At 65.1% G+C, this 12,404-nt stretch carries 11 protein-coding genes; 6 read left to right on the forward strand and 5 right to left on the reverse strand.

Translation table 11 applies throughout. The features are described 5' to 3' along the window. Positions 1–13: 13 nt before the first annotated feature. The 4 genes from AC3A4M_RS09070 (at position 14) to AC3A4M_RS09085 (ending at position 2,731) form a co-directional block, all read left to right on the forward strand. On the forward strand, positions 14–964 hold the full coding sequence (locus AC3A4M_RS09070) for an AfsR/SARP family transcriptional regulator (RefSeq protein ID WP_498735387.1): 951 nt from the start codon (positions 14–16) through the stop codon (positions 962–964). A 119-nt stretch (positions 965–1,083) separates the two neighbouring features. Continuing rightward, positions 1,084–1,443: a hypothetical protein gene (locus AC3A4M_RS09075; RefSeq protein ID WP_498735389.1), complete on the forward strand. Its 360-nt coding sequence runs from the start codon at positions 1,084–1,086 to the stop codon at positions 1,441–1,443. Positions 1,444–1,449: 6 nt separating this feature from the next. Then, a complete protein-coding gene (locus tag AC3A4M_RS09080) occupies positions 1,450–1,698 on the forward strand; it encodes a hypothetical protein (RefSeq protein ID WP_498735391.1) in 249 nt (82 codons plus the stop codon). A 22-nt stretch (positions 1,699–1,720) separates the two neighbouring features. Further along, complete coding sequence (locus AC3A4M_RS09085) at positions 1,721–2,731, forward strand: ATP-dependent DNA ligase (RefSeq protein ID WP_498735392.1); 1,011 nt, start codon at positions 1,721–1,723, stop codon at positions 2,729–2,731. Positions 2,732–2,806: 75 nt separating this feature from the next. On the opposite strand, the gene AC3A4M_RS09090 is transcribed toward AC3A4M_RS09085, so the two are convergent. The 3 genes from AC3A4M_RS09090 to AC3A4M_RS09100 all read right to left on the reverse strand — a co-directional run bounded on the left by AC3A4M_RS09090 (position 2,807) and on the right by AC3A4M_RS09100 (position 7,767). Beyond that, a complete protein-coding gene (locus tag AC3A4M_RS09090) occupies positions 2,807–5,143 on the reverse strand; it encodes a glycoside hydrolase family 3 protein (RefSeq protein ID WP_498735395.1) in 2,337 nt (778 codons plus the stop codon). A gap of 518 nt (positions 5,144–5,661) precedes the next feature. Continuing rightward, positions 5,662–7,020 (reverse strand): carboxylesterase family protein, encoded by a 1,359-nt coding sequence (locus AC3A4M_RS09095; protein WP_498735397.1) that lies wholly within the window; start codon positions 7,018–7,020, stop codon positions 5,662–5,664. A 93-nt stretch (positions 7,021–7,113) separates the two neighbouring features. Next, positions 7,114–7,767, reverse strand: a complete 654-nt coding sequence (locus tag AC3A4M_RS09100; protein WP_498735399.1) for a response regulator — start codon at positions 7,765–7,767, stop codon at positions 7,114–7,116. A 256-nt stretch (positions 7,768–8,023) separates the two neighbouring features. Here AC3A4M_RS09100 and AC3A4M_RS09105 point away from each other — a divergent pair, with 256 nt between their 5' ends. Both AC3A4M_RS09105 and AC3A4M_RS09110 read left to right on the forward strand, forming a co-directional pair. Then, complete coding sequence (locus AC3A4M_RS09105; protein WP_498735582.1) at positions 8,024–8,404, forward strand: LexA family protein; 381 nt, start codon at positions 8,024–8,026, stop codon at positions 8,402–8,404. Continuing rightward, positions 8,397–9,692 (forward strand): Y-family DNA polymerase, encoded by a 1,296-nt coding sequence (locus AC3A4M_RS09110; protein ID WP_498735400.1) that lies wholly within the window; start codon positions 8,397–8,399, stop codon positions 9,690–9,692. Before AC3A4M_RS09105 ends, AC3A4M_RS09110 begins: the two co-directional genes overlap by 8 nt. 67 nt (positions 9,693–9,759) lie before the next feature. On the opposite strand, the gene AC3A4M_RS09115 is transcribed toward AC3A4M_RS09110, so the two are convergent. Both AC3A4M_RS09115 and AC3A4M_RS09120 read right to left on the reverse strand, forming a co-directional pair. After that, a complete protein-coding gene (locus AC3A4M_RS09115) occupies positions 9,760–10,140 on the reverse strand; it encodes a universal stress protein (protein WP_498735403.1) in 381 nt (126 codons plus the stop codon). A gap of 35 nt (positions 10,141–10,175) precedes the next feature. Then, positions 10,176–12,404: a tripartite tricarboxylate transporter permease gene (locus AC3A4M_RS09120; protein WP_498735404.1), complete on the reverse strand. Its 2,229-nt coding sequence runs from the start codon at positions 12,402–12,404 to the stop codon at positions 10,176–10,178.

Here is a 12,404-nt window from a genome sequence, read left to right on the forward strand (position 1 = left end):
GTTGGGGCACATCATGAACAGACTTATTGGTCCATCCGTGGGTATTTCCATCAAACTCATCGGTCCCTTGCGCGTGGAGCGGGACGGGCAGGTATTGACGGCGGCCAAGCTCGGCAGCCCGAAGGCCCGCCAGATCCTGGAAATTTTGGCGCTGCAGTTGGGCCGGCCGGTCCCGCGGGAACAAATCATCAATATCCTCTGGCACGGCAGCCCGCCGTCGGCGGCCAGCGCCACGGTGGAAAGCTACGTCAGTGTCATCCGCCGGAACATACAGCCAGGGCAGGCGAAGAACGGCCCGCTGCGCACCGACAAAGGCAGCTACATTCTGGACCCGAAGCTGGTTCAGGTGGATCTTGACCTGTTCGAACGGACCATCGGCGCGGCAGACGGCACCAAGCCGGCGGAGGCTTATCCTAAGCTCGTCAGCGCACTGGAGCTGGCGTCCGCGCCCTTGCTGAGCGATGAGCTGACTTTCGAATGGGCGGAATCTGCTCGCGCCCGGCATGCGGCGCAAGTCGCCGACTGCAGTGCCAGGGCAGCCGAGATGGCAGTGAAGCTGGGAAAAACGGACGAAGCCGTCCACTGGGCGCGGCAGGCTGTTGCTGCGGAGCCGCTGAACGAACGCGCATGGACAGCTTTGGTGGACGGACTGGAACAAGGCGCGCGTTACATCGAAGCCCTGCAGGCCTACGACAACTGCCGGCTGCTGTTCCGGCGTGAGCTGCACTGCAACCCAGGACCGCTGCTGCAAGCCGCACATGCCCGACTGCTTCACTGCACCTCCGACGAGGACGCGGAGCTGGAGGAGGTACTGTCCGCGCTGATCTGCTTGAACGAGCGGGTCAAGAGCCGGACCGGCAAAGCATGCACGTTGAAACAAACCGATGGCCGCGACACCACTGTCTATGAGACCGCCGGCAGCGTGATCGACTCGTTCCTGCGAAGGGCGCTCGCCTCGGCCTGAGGTATTTCCCCTTCCTCGGCCTAAAAGTGGCCCCGAGGCATTGTGAACGCAACAGGCTCATGCCTAGTCTTGAAGCGGTGAAGCAGGCGCCGCAATTCCCATTCCTTTGAGAAGGACTAATGGAACATAGTTTGAATGTCTGCGTGTGCCTCGATACCGACATGGCTTCGGTCCGCATCGAAGTCCGCGGCTGTGTAACCGCCCGGAACTACAAGGCGCTCCTGCCTCTGCTGATTCGTACCAAAGGCCTGGCCGCTGATGCGCAGATCAGTCTTGATCTGCGCGAGGCCGATTATCTGGAGCCAACTGTCCTGGACGCCCTCGGCTACACCGAGTTGGGCGAAATGATCGGAAAGCTGGAGATCGCGGGAATCGGCAGTATGGGCATTGTCCTTCCCACGAATTCAGGCGCTTGCAGCCAGGGCGCACTGCCGGACAGCAGCCAGCCGATCAGGCCGGCACAGCCGGCAGCAGCGTAGGTTTCGATGACTGCCAGCAGTCTGCCGCCGGATGCGCCCTTCCCAGCTGACCTGACCACGCTTTCGGACACACGGCTCCATGTGCTCAACAGCCTGCTGCACCGGCAGCTGGATCTGGAATATCAGCGTTCAGGTTCCCCGGACCCCGAGACGGAATTCCGCGTCGACGAGATCCGGCAGGAACTCGACCGCAGGGACGCGAACGACCTCCTGCGCAGGGCCTCGAACGGACGTCCTGCCGGGGCGCCGGTGTAGGCATGGCGTTCCGGTTCGCTTAGTGTCCGACCGCCTGCCGCCGGAGCTGCGGCCACCGCTGGACGTGGCGTTGGCCCGCAGTGTCCCACTGATCCCCAAACCGGGCGCCCTGCCCGGCGGGTGCTTCTTTGAACCCAAATGGGACGGCTATCGGCTCCTCGTCTGCCGGGACGGTGATGACACGTTCTTACAGTCCCGCCAGGGCAAGGACCTCACCCGCTACTTCCCGGACCTGGTGCCAGCTGCTCACGAGTACCTGCCGCCCGGATGCCTGGTGGACGGTGAGGCGGTGATCTGGTCGCAGGACCGGCTGGACTTCTCGCTCCTGCAGCAGCGTCTGAGTGCATCCGCCCAATCCTTGTGGCGTCAGGTGCAGGACAAGCCCGCGCACTTCGTCGCCTTCGATCTGCTCGCAGTGGCTGGCCATGACATTCGGCAGGAGCCGCTGCGCGACCGCCGCGCACTGCTCGAGGAACTGGCCAAGGGATGGTCCGGCCCGTTGGAGTTGTCGCCGGTGACTGCGGATCCGGAAAAAGCCGCCGCCTGGTTCCGGGATTTGCCGGCAACCGGAGTCGAAGGTTTGGTCATCAAAGGCGCCGGTCAAAGTTACGACGGCGGTCAGCGCCAATGGCTCAAGGTCAAGCACAGGGAAACGCTGGACGTCGTCTGCGCAGCCGTCATCGGTCCGATGGCCAAGCCGCAAGCAATCGTCGCCGGCCTGCCCCTCGACGGTGAGCTGCGGATAGTGGGGCGCTCTGTTCCGCTCAAGCCGGCGGCGGCCAAACTACTGGGGTCGCGGCTGCAGCCGCCGGCCGGCTGGCATCCATGGCCGCAACGCGTGAAGTCCACCGCGATGGCCCGGTTCAACGCCACCAGGGAAGAGACCGAGCTGACCCTCATCGAACCCATCGTTGTCGAGGTCTCCGCCGACACAGCCTGGTCCGGGCAGTCGTTCCGTCACCCATTGCGCTATTTGCGTTACCGCCCGGAGTTGGATCCGGATGACGTCTCGCCGCCACCAGATCCTCCCTGACTAGCCATTCGCGCGGCACGGTGAAGCGGCGGACCACCGTTCTGGTAGCCCGCCGCTTCAATGGAAGAGAAAGCGTTACTCCTTGTAGCTGAGGCCGAAACCGTAGGGGAAGAGCGCCCCGTCGTCGGTTTCGTCGTAACCCGGAGTGTCGCTGTTCTGCTGGAGGATCGCCTCACGGGTTCCGGCCAACGCGAAGGGCATCCGGCCCTGCGGGTTGAACTCGCCCGAGACGACGTCCATGAGCGCCGTGGTGGTGTTGCCGAAGTTGGCGAGGATCGCACCGGCGTCGCGCAGGCCGCTGGCCTCGTCGAGCACGAACGGCTGGCGGAAGTAGATGTCGAGCACGGTGTTCTCGGCACCGACCTCGGTCATCACCTGCTGCACCGCGTCGAGCGACGGGGTGACCTCCCAGGACTCGGCGTCCTTCATGCCGGTGAAGTCGAGCGTGCTCGACTCCCATGGGAAGGAACCGCCGAAGCGCAGCCGGTCGTCGGTGCACGCGCCACCACCGTTGACCACACACGCGTCCGCCGCGCCGTACGGGCTCTGCCCGTCGAGGCCGTCGAAGCCCTCGATGGCGCTCGGATTGATGTGCTCGGGGTTGAGGCCCGTGGCCGGGTCGTTGCTGACGTAGCTGCCGGTGTTGACGTTCCGCGCGGTCATCGAGATGAGCGCGACGTCGGCATCCGCAGCAGTGCGCTGCTCAGCCGGGTCGTTGCCGTCGATGACCTCGTAGCCGGAGGCCGCAACTTCCTCGGCGTCGACGTTGCCGAGTACGTACACGGTCTCGTCGCCGTCGAGCGGGAGCACGGAGTCGCCGTCGATCTCCTGGTTCTGCAGCAGCACGGTGGACTTGCGCTGCAGGTCGAGGGCGACCTCGCGGTTCTCGTCACTGCCGACCGTGGCGGTCGCGACCGCGGGGTCGACGTATGGGTCCTCGAACAGGCCCATCTCGAACATCGGGGCGAGAAGGCGCTCCGCGGCGAGGTCCACACGGTCCTCGGTCACGAGCTTCGCATCGACGAGGTCGGTGATCGTCTGCACCTCGTTGAACCCCGAGAGGGTGTCCGTGCCACCGTTGATGGCCGCGGCGACGCGCTCGGGAACGGTAGCGTCCTCGAGTCCCCAGGCACGATCGTTGATGATGCCGGTATCGGAGTTGACGTAGCCGTCGAAGCCCATCTGGTCGCGCAGCAGCCCGTTAACGATCTGGTCGGAGAAGGCCATGCCGACCTCGTCGTAGTCCACGCCCTCGTGGGTGACGTCGACCGGCACGCCGTAGTACGGCATGATCGACGAGACTCCGGCCTCGATGGCGGCCTCGAAGGGCTTGAGGTGGTAGCCGAAGGCATCCCCGGGGTAGACCTGCGCCTTGCCGAAGGCGTAGTGCGGGTCGAGGCCGAGCTCCTGCGGGCCGCCGCCCGGGAAGTGTTTCATCGTGAGCGCGACGTCGGTCTCTGCGCTCAGGGAGTTGCCGTCCTTGCCGACCTCACCCTGGAGCGACTCCACGAGCTGGCCCATGATGTTCGCGCCCAGGTCGGCGTCCTCGGTGAACGTCTCGTGCGTGCGGTACCAGCGCGGCTCGGTGGACAGGTCGGCCATGTAGCCGTACATGCCGCGTAGGCCGATGGAGGACCATTCCTCGCCCATCACTTCGGCGAACTCCTCGACGACGGACATATCTCCATCGGTCGCCTCGCCGGTGGCCTTCGCCTGCTCGCCGAGGGCGGCGGCGGCGATGCCGGCTTCCTTGGGGAACGCGGAGAATGCCCCGGATGCCTCGTTGATGCCGGCCCTGGCCTGGGGATCGATGTGGTTGCGGGCGTTCGACTTGTACAGCACGGGGATGCCGAGGCGAGTGGCCTCGCTTAGCTCCTGGACGTCGTTCATGAACGTCGCAGCCTCGCCCGGGGTGACGCGCACGTTGGTCCCGAAGCCGCCGCCGCTGGGCTGGCAGGCATCCCGCTCACCGCTGTCGACGACGTTGCGGAAGATGAACCGGTGCATCTGCTGGCTGTCGATGTAGTCGCGGGCGGTATCGGGTACGGTGCCGAACTTGCCAGTCGCCGGGTCGCACGAGGCGTTCACCGTGTCGATGAGCATGAGGCCTGCCTTCTCCTCAAGCGTCATCTGCCCGACGAGATCGGCGACTCGAGCCTCGACCGGCTTTCGCCAGTCCTCGTAGACGTCAAGCTTGCCGTTGCCATTCAGGTCCTTGAACTGCCGCCCCTTGACCTTGATGATCTCCTTGGCGCGGGTCTCCAGCGCCGCGGGCTTTCCGTGATTGCCCTCATTGGTGGACTGGGGTGCAGCGGCTACGGCGCCGGCGCCCAGGATGAAGGTTAGCGGCAGCGCGGCGGCGAGGCCCACCATGCCGCGCCGTCGTCTCATGCGCGAATTGGCTGTGGTCAACGAAGTTCTCCTTTGAACAGAGTCGGAGAGGCGCGCAGTGCGACGCTCCCCACGGTGTACCGAGGACCCGATCGCGGCCGTCGGTGCCCGGGAGCATCCCGGGCATGACCCCCAGTCTCGGTGACCCTCGACACGGTGGGAAAGGAGTTGCCATCTGTTGCCCTCGTTCGGGGTACCGATCCTGGCCCGACACGGACACCGATGAGCAACGGGCTCAACCCTGCACGTGAGGACGCTGGACACACGATAGCGGGCCCACGATTTCGTTGGAATGCCAGACGACATCGTTCGCGGCAACCGCTGAGTCGGGTTATCTGTTCGGCCTTTTTTAAGTTCCCGGAGTCTGCTGGGATAAGGGGATCCGGAGCCCGGCGGGGCTGGGGCGAGCTCGCCGGACTCCGGAGTCTTGATCACTTTGGGACCAGTGTCAGCGGTTTCTGGGGATCAAGATAGGACCAAGCTTGCCCTGCCGTCCTTCGAAAAATCTCAGTCCCAAAAATCAATCCCCAATGGCCCCCCTATTCTGGGGATGGTTTCGACCACGTTCCGGAAGCCGAGCTATAGCTGAGCACATCAGGGACCTGCCCCTTTGCGGCGAGTGGGAGGCCGCGCGCGAAATCCGCCCATAACTTTCGAATCTTCCGGCCGTGGGCGTCAACGGTCGCCCATGAAGCTCCGGTTAGCAATTGCGAACCAGCCCAGGCCTGCTCGTTGCCGAACAGCAGTGGCAGGTCGATAGTGTGGGCGGCGCCGTATGGGTTGCCGGGGGCTGCCCAAGTGAGCACGTACGTGTGGGCAGTGCCGCCGGCGCGGGCGTGGCGCCGGGCGAACCGGTGGATTGCGTGCGAGTAGACTGCCGCCGTTACGAGCTTTACGACAACGCGGCGGATCAAAGGCCCGATCAGCGGGATACTGGCGACTCGTTGTAGGGCAGGCACCGTAGGAAAGTAAAGCAGCGCCTCCTCTGCGGTGTGACCGATGAGGATGTCGATGTGCGGAGCTGCGCGGTCCCAAGCGGCCTCGATCTCTTTTTCGGCGGGCAGGGGATGATGTCCGTACTGGGTGCCGAATGCCATCTGTCCCATGAGACCGTATGAAGAAGCATGCTTCTGGACTTCGGCCTGCAGAGCCACCACCTCGTCTGCTGACATGGCGGTGGTAACGACCTCAGCAGCCTGCGCCATGGCAACGTTCATCTTGTGGCGACCGCGGGAGATGCCCAAAGGAGGACTTTGGAGAATAGCGCGCCGGAACAGGGAAATGGACTCCGGAACTGCCATGAGATGTGCGACTGCGTCACCGCCGGAGGACTGGCCGAACAGCGTGACCTGATCCGGGTCGCCGCCGAAGGCAGAGATATTGCGCTGCACCCAGCGCAATGCCTGCAGCTGGTCGAGCAGTCCAAGGTTGGCCGGTCGGGCGTCGGCAGAACCCAGATAACCGAACAGGCCCAGCCGGTAGGTGACGGCCACGACCACTACTTGCTGTTCTGCCACCAGTCGGGCCGGATCCATTATCGACGCGTCGCCGGCCCCAGTGGTGTAGGAGCCACCGTGGATCCAGACCATCACCGGAAGCTTTTCATCCACGTGCAGGTCATGGGGCCGGGTCACCGAAAGCCTTTGGCACTGCTCGTCTCGCGGTAAACCGGCCAGCGGGTTCCCGAGGACCTCGGTGAGGAATCGTGAACGGACTTGGGGGCAGGCCGGCGAAAGCTCCGTGGCTTTACAAGGCTCCGTCCAGTCCGGCGACGGGGCTGGCGCGGCGAATCGGTCGGCATTTGCATAGGGAATACCAGTCGCCCGAATGACGTCCCCGTCCTCCCAGCCGTCTATTGGACCGCAGGGTGGAGTGAAGGTGAGCGCTGTCGTGGTCATGCTTCCTTTTTCTATCACTGAACGTCGTCGTGGTTCTTCAGAGCGCGGTCCTGCTCGAAGTTATCCTAGTGAAAGACCATGGGGGAGCAGCCGCTAAACCGGCTGGGCCGGTTCCAGCAGTTGCATCCGCCTGGCCACGGCCACCGCTTCCAGCTGCGTGTGCGCGTCCAGCTTCGACAGAACGGATTTCACATATCCGCGACAGGTGCTGATCGTGACATTCAGCCGCTTGGACGAAGTCTTGACGTCGCAACCTTCGGCCAGAAGCGCCAGAACCTGCCGTTCGCGCCTGCTCAACGTCGGCAGGCCGGGCGCGCCGAGGGGTGGCGTGACTGGCACCAGGAAGGACGGATGGATCACCATGGCGCCGGGCCGAGCGTGCTCGATCGCATCGAACAGCGAATCGACTGTGCCGTGCAGCGGCAGCAGTCCGCAGATGCCCAGGTCGGCCGCACGGCCAAGCAGGTCGTGGGACGGGTGGGCGGTCAGCAGGATGATCCGCGTAGCCGGTGAATCGGACAGGATCTGCTCGGCCGTCTCCAGGCCCTCCCTATCAGGCAGCCGATAGTCAAGGACCACAGCGTCCGGCAGCAGGCCACGGCACAGCTCGATGCCTTCCGCCGCGCTGCCGGCAAAGCCTCCGGACATGAGGTTGTGGGATGCAAGCGCCCCGGACAGCAGTTCTGCGAGCAGCAACTGGCCGCTGATTATCACTATGCATGGACGGTTGTCCGTTGGTTCGTTCATCTGAGGGGCCCCCACCCTGTATGACTCAGCCGAGGAGGTGGTCGGGGCGAGTGCCCGAATCTGTGCTGTCTCCATCGCCTGTGGATCATAATCGTGCCAGCGGCAACTCAAGCGTTGGGCCGGTTCTTGCGCAAAATTAGCTCAAGAAATTCCCGATCCACCCGGTGGTAAGGTTATCCATCGAAGATAGATTCGAAGGGTGGCGGCTGCTGTGTTCGGTATGGAAACGCCTTCACCATCCGGTCCAGGCCCGGAGATGAACGACGACGACGGCGGGCCCGGGGATGCGCGCGGGTTTCCTTCTCCTGCGCAGGACTATTTCCACGGCGGCATCGACCTGAACCGGCATCTGATCCGCGACCGTACTTGCACGTTTGTCATGCGGGTGAGCGGCAGTTCCATGGCTGCCTCGGGCATCAGCGACGGCGATGAGCTCATCGTGGATCGGTCCCTTACCCCGCGGGACGGCTCCGTAGTTGTGGCCGTGGTCAACGGTGAACTGATCATCCGGCGCCTGCATCTCTCCGGCGACCACGTCAGACTGCAGACGGACGACGGCGGAGTCCCCACCGAAGTGCCCGAGCTCGCCGACTTGAGCATCTGGGGCGTCGTCACCCGGTGCCTGCACCATGTCTAGCGAACCAGCACTCTCCGGCGGACGCATCGCGCTAGTGGACGTCAACAATTTCTATGTCTCCTGCGAGCGGGTCTTCGACCCCGCGCTCGAGCGGCGTCCCGTCGTCGTACTTTCCAATAACGATGGCTGCGTCGTGGCGCGCTCCGAGGAGGCGAAGCAGCTGGGCATCGCCACCGGAACGCCGTGGTTCAAGGTGGCGCCGGAGGCCGAGCGGTGGGGGCTGGTGGCCCGTTCCAGCAACTACGAGCTTTATGGCGATTTGAGCGCGCGGGTGATGGAGGTCCTGGGCCGCTTCGGCAGCTGGCAGGAGGTTTACTCGATCGACGAGTGTTTCCTAGGGTTGCCCGGGGATGAGCGGCAACTGCTCGGGACGGCCGCACGGATCCGGGCGGCCGTCATGCGGCACGTCGGTGTTCCGGTGTGTGTAGGAGTAGCCGGCACCAAGACGCTCGCCAAGTTCGTGAACCACATCGCCAAGCGCAATCCGCACATGCAAGGCGTCTGCTCGCTGGACTCCATGCCGGCCGCGGAGGTCGCGCGGATCCAGTCGCGCGTGCCGGTCACGGGGCTGTGGGGCGTGGGCGGCCGGACCGCGAAGCGGCTGAATGCGATGGGGATCGAGACTGTCGCGGATTTGAAGGCGGCGGACCCGCAGCTTATCCGCAAGCGGTTTTCGGTGGTGCTTCAGCGGACGGTGCTGGAACTCAACGGAACTGCCTGCATCCCGCACTCCGAGGAGCGGGCCGACAAACAGCAGGTCATGTTCTCACGCAGCTTCTCGACGCCGGTAACCAGCGCAGAGGAAATGGACCAGGTGATGGCGGTTTATGCCCAGCGCGGTGCAGCCCGGATGGCGGCCGAGGGTCTGAGCGCCTCGGTGCTGACGGTGACGGCGGGAACCAGCAGGTTCGGCGGCGGGGAGAAGTCGTTTCCCTCCGCCAGCGCCCGGCTGCCGGTGCCGACGCAGGATCCCATCCAGCTGACCAGGACGGCGGTGGCGACAATGCGGACCTGCATCACTGAAGGGACTTCCTATGTGCGGGCGGGTGTTTTGTTCACCGGACTCGAGCCGGCCGACGGGCAGCAGACGCTGGACCCTTTTGTCAGCGATCTGGACCAGCGGCACATCGGGGACCTGCTGGGCAGCGTCCGCGCCAAGTTCGGCGAAGCGGCCATCGGCCTCGGCCAGGGCGGGCTGGCCGTTCCGGCCACATGGTCCATGAAGCGGGACTTCTCCTCCCCGCGCTACACCACCGAGTGGAGCGACCTGCCGGTGGTACGTGCCTGAGGCCTTAAGCAACTCGTCCCCGGGCATCGCTTGCGTGCAATGCCCGGGGACGAGTTTCATTTCCCGGTCAGTTCGCCTTGACGGTCAGGACCGGACAGCCGGCGTCGAGCAGGATCCGCTGCGCGTGGCTGCCGAGGATGAGCTTTCCCACCCGGGAACGCCGGCGCAGGCCCAGGACGATCAGGGCGACCTTGCGCTCCTGCTCGGTCTGCAGCACCAGATCCGCTGCGTCATGGATGACCGACGACGGCGGCAACACGGCAACCGTACGGCCTCCACTGTTGAACTCGGCCGGATCGATGTCCAACTCCGCCAGCAACAGCTCCCGTCGGTCGGTGTCGATATTCGCGATCAGCACGTCGGAGTTGAGCCGCCCGGCTTCTTCGACTGCACGCCGAACTGCGGCCCGGCCTTCAGGGGTGTCGGTAAAGCAGGCGAGGATTGTCATCGTTGGTTCCTTTCGCTTTCGTATCGTTCGCTGGCTCAGCCGACAAGCTGGCTGAGCCAGCCCTGCGGCAGGTCGATGGGCAGCAGTGTCGGCAGGGCCAGCAGTACCACGTAGAGAACGGCCGTGTAGATGATCGTCGTCTTGGTTTTGGCCCGGGCGACGATGAGCAGGAAGGCCGGAACGAAGATCATGACGGCAATGAGGTAGCCAAGGATGCCGATCAAAATCAGGAACCCTGCCATCCAGCCGAACGTCTTGAAGGCGAATCCTGCCTCTTTGGTCCAGCCCGGCCCGTACCCTGGGGACGCCTGGCCGCTCGCAGGGACGTCGCTCGTTGCCGACTCCGCCGAAGGTCGGACAAGGGACACGGAGCTGGCGGCCCGGCGGGAGCCTGTCCCCGTGCCTGCCGAGGAAATCGATTCGGTGGAGGTTGAGCCGGTGATTCCCGCGGAACCGGCCGAGCCGTTGGCGTGCGCGGAGCTGGTGGACCCAGTGGCGATGGACGGCGACGCCGCTTCCACCGCAACCCGCTCGGGCATGGCGGCTTGGAGCTGCCCGGCCCTGCGCCGAATAAGGATTTCCTGGCCCAGCAGGGCAAGGCCCATGATGAGACCGCCCCAGCCGACCAACTGCGGCACCAGCCGTGCTTCCGGGGAGAACCCGGAGGAGATGACCAGCGAGCCAGCGAAGATCACGATGACGACCAGTGCGGTGGCCCGCGACCAGGTGGAGTTCTTCAGCGGACTTTCGGCGTCGACAGCATTCTCCTGCGTCGGGTCGTCGTCGCGGTCCAGCCGGCGGCGGGCACGGATCCACTTGAAGATGTTCCAGAGGATCGGCAGCACCAGGATCGCCAGGAACACCATAGTGCCCGGGCGCAGCATCCACTCGAAGCCGTTGTACAGGCTGTCGGTCAGGAAGTAGTAGCGTTCCAGCGGAATGGCCAGGACAAAGCCGATCAGGAATGGAGCCCGCGGGAAGCCGGTGGACTTCAGGACCCAGCCGGCCACGCCCAGCAGCACCATGACCCAGAGGTCGCCCAGCTGGCCGCCCTCCTGGAAGGAGCCCAGCAGCATGATCGCAACGAGGCCGGACGCCAAGACGGCGAACGGAACCTTGGTCAGCGAAGCCAACGGGCGCACGGTCAGGAAGCAGAACAGCGCGCCGAGCACGGAGGCAATGGCGAAGGACCAGACGATCAGATACATCAGGTCAAGGTGGTCCGTGATGATGGACGGTCCCGGCTGGATCCCGTAGGTCAGCAGCATGCCCAGGAGCATCGCGGAGGGGACGCCGCCGGGGATGCCGAACAGCAGCGTGGGGATCAGGTCCCCGGCCTCCACCGAGTTGTTGGCGCTTTCCGGTCCGACGATGCCGCGCGGGTCGCCCTTGCCGAACTGACGCTTGTCTTTCGCCGTGGCCACGGCCTGGCCGTAGGCCAGCCAGGTGCCGGCGGTCGCGCCGACGCCGGGGAGCACGCCGGCCCAGATGCCGATCAACGAGCCGCGGATGACCTGCGACCAGTGGGTGAGCCACTCGCGGATACCCGAACCCCAGCCGCCTGTGACCTTGACCGGAGCATTTTCGCCGCGGCGCTGGCTGGCCCTGGACGCGATTTCCGCGAGGCCGAAGATGCCCAGTGCAACGGCGACCAGGGAGAGCCCGTCGCCGAGGAACAGGCTGCCGAAGGTGAAGCGCTCCTCGGCTGTTGTAGGCGAAGTGCCCACCATGCCGAGCAGGAGGCCCATGAGGCCGGCGACCAGGCCCTTCACTACGTTGCCGCGTGAGAGCACCGCGGCCAGCGCGACACCGAGGACGGTCAGCATGAACAGTTCCGGGCTGGCAAAGGAGAGCACTAGCGGCCGGGCCAGCGGGATCGCCAGCGTCAGGCCAACGGCACCGATGAGGCCGCCCGCCATGGAGGAGAGGAAGGCCAGGCTGAGTGCACGTTTGGCCTGGCCCTTGCGGGCCATTGAGTAGCCGTCGAGCATCGTCACCGATGCCGACGCCGATCCCGGTGCGCCGAGCAGTACCGCCGAGACGGTGTCCGAGGTATGGACGACGGCGAGGGCTCCGATGAGCAGGGCCAGAGCGGGTGCGGGTTCCATGCCGAAGGTAATGGGCAGCAGGATCGCCACCGCTCCGGTGCCGCCGAGGCCCGGGATGAGGCCCATGACCAGGCCTGCCACAACGCCGACGAGCAGCATTAACAGCAGTGCCGGGTCCGCCAATGAGGCCAATGCGGCCATAGCTGAATCAAGCAT

Source organism: Arthrobacter sp. Soil_C_60 (assembly GCF_057656375.1).

What these genes read in the sequence shown, in the direction of transcription:
- AC3A4M_RS09120 (WP_498735404.1), bottom strand. Translation starts at nt 12,404, where the DNA reads ATGCTTGATTCAGCTATGGCCGCATTGGCCTCATTGGCGGACCCGGCA.
- AC3A4M_RS09095 (WP_498735397.1), bottom strand. Translation starts at nt 7,020, where the DNA reads ATGACCACGACAGCGCTCACCTTCACTCCACCCTGCGGTCCAATAGAC.
- AC3A4M_RS09075 (WP_498735389.1), top strand. Translation starts at nt 1,084, where the DNA reads ATGGAACATAGTTTGAATGTCTGCGTGTGCCTCGATACCGACATGGCT.
- AC3A4M_RS09070 (WP_498735387.1), top strand. Translation starts at nt 14, where the DNA reads ATGAACAGACTTATTGGTCCATCCGTGGGTATTTCCATCAAACTCATC.
- AC3A4M_RS09115 (WP_498735403.1), bottom strand. Translation starts at nt 10,140, where the DNA reads ATGACAATCCTCGCCTGCTTTACCGACACCCCTGAAGGCCGGGCCGCA.
- AC3A4M_RS09110 (WP_498735400.1), top strand. Translation starts at nt 8,397, where the DNA reads ATGTCTAGCGAACCAGCACTCTCCGGCGGACGCATCGCGCTAGTGGAC.
- AC3A4M_RS09080 (WP_498735391.1), top strand. Translation starts at nt 1,450, where the DNA reads ATGACTGCCAGCAGTCTGCCGCCGGATGCGCCCTTCCCAGCTGACCTG.
- AC3A4M_RS09105 (WP_498735582.1), top strand. Translation starts at nt 8,024, where the DNA reads ATGAACGACGACGACGGCGGGCCCGGGGATGCGCGCGGGTTTCCTTCT.
- AC3A4M_RS09100 (WP_498735399.1), bottom strand. Translation starts at nt 7,767, where the DNA reads ATGAACGAACCAACGGACAACCGTCCATGCATAGTGATAATCAGCGGC.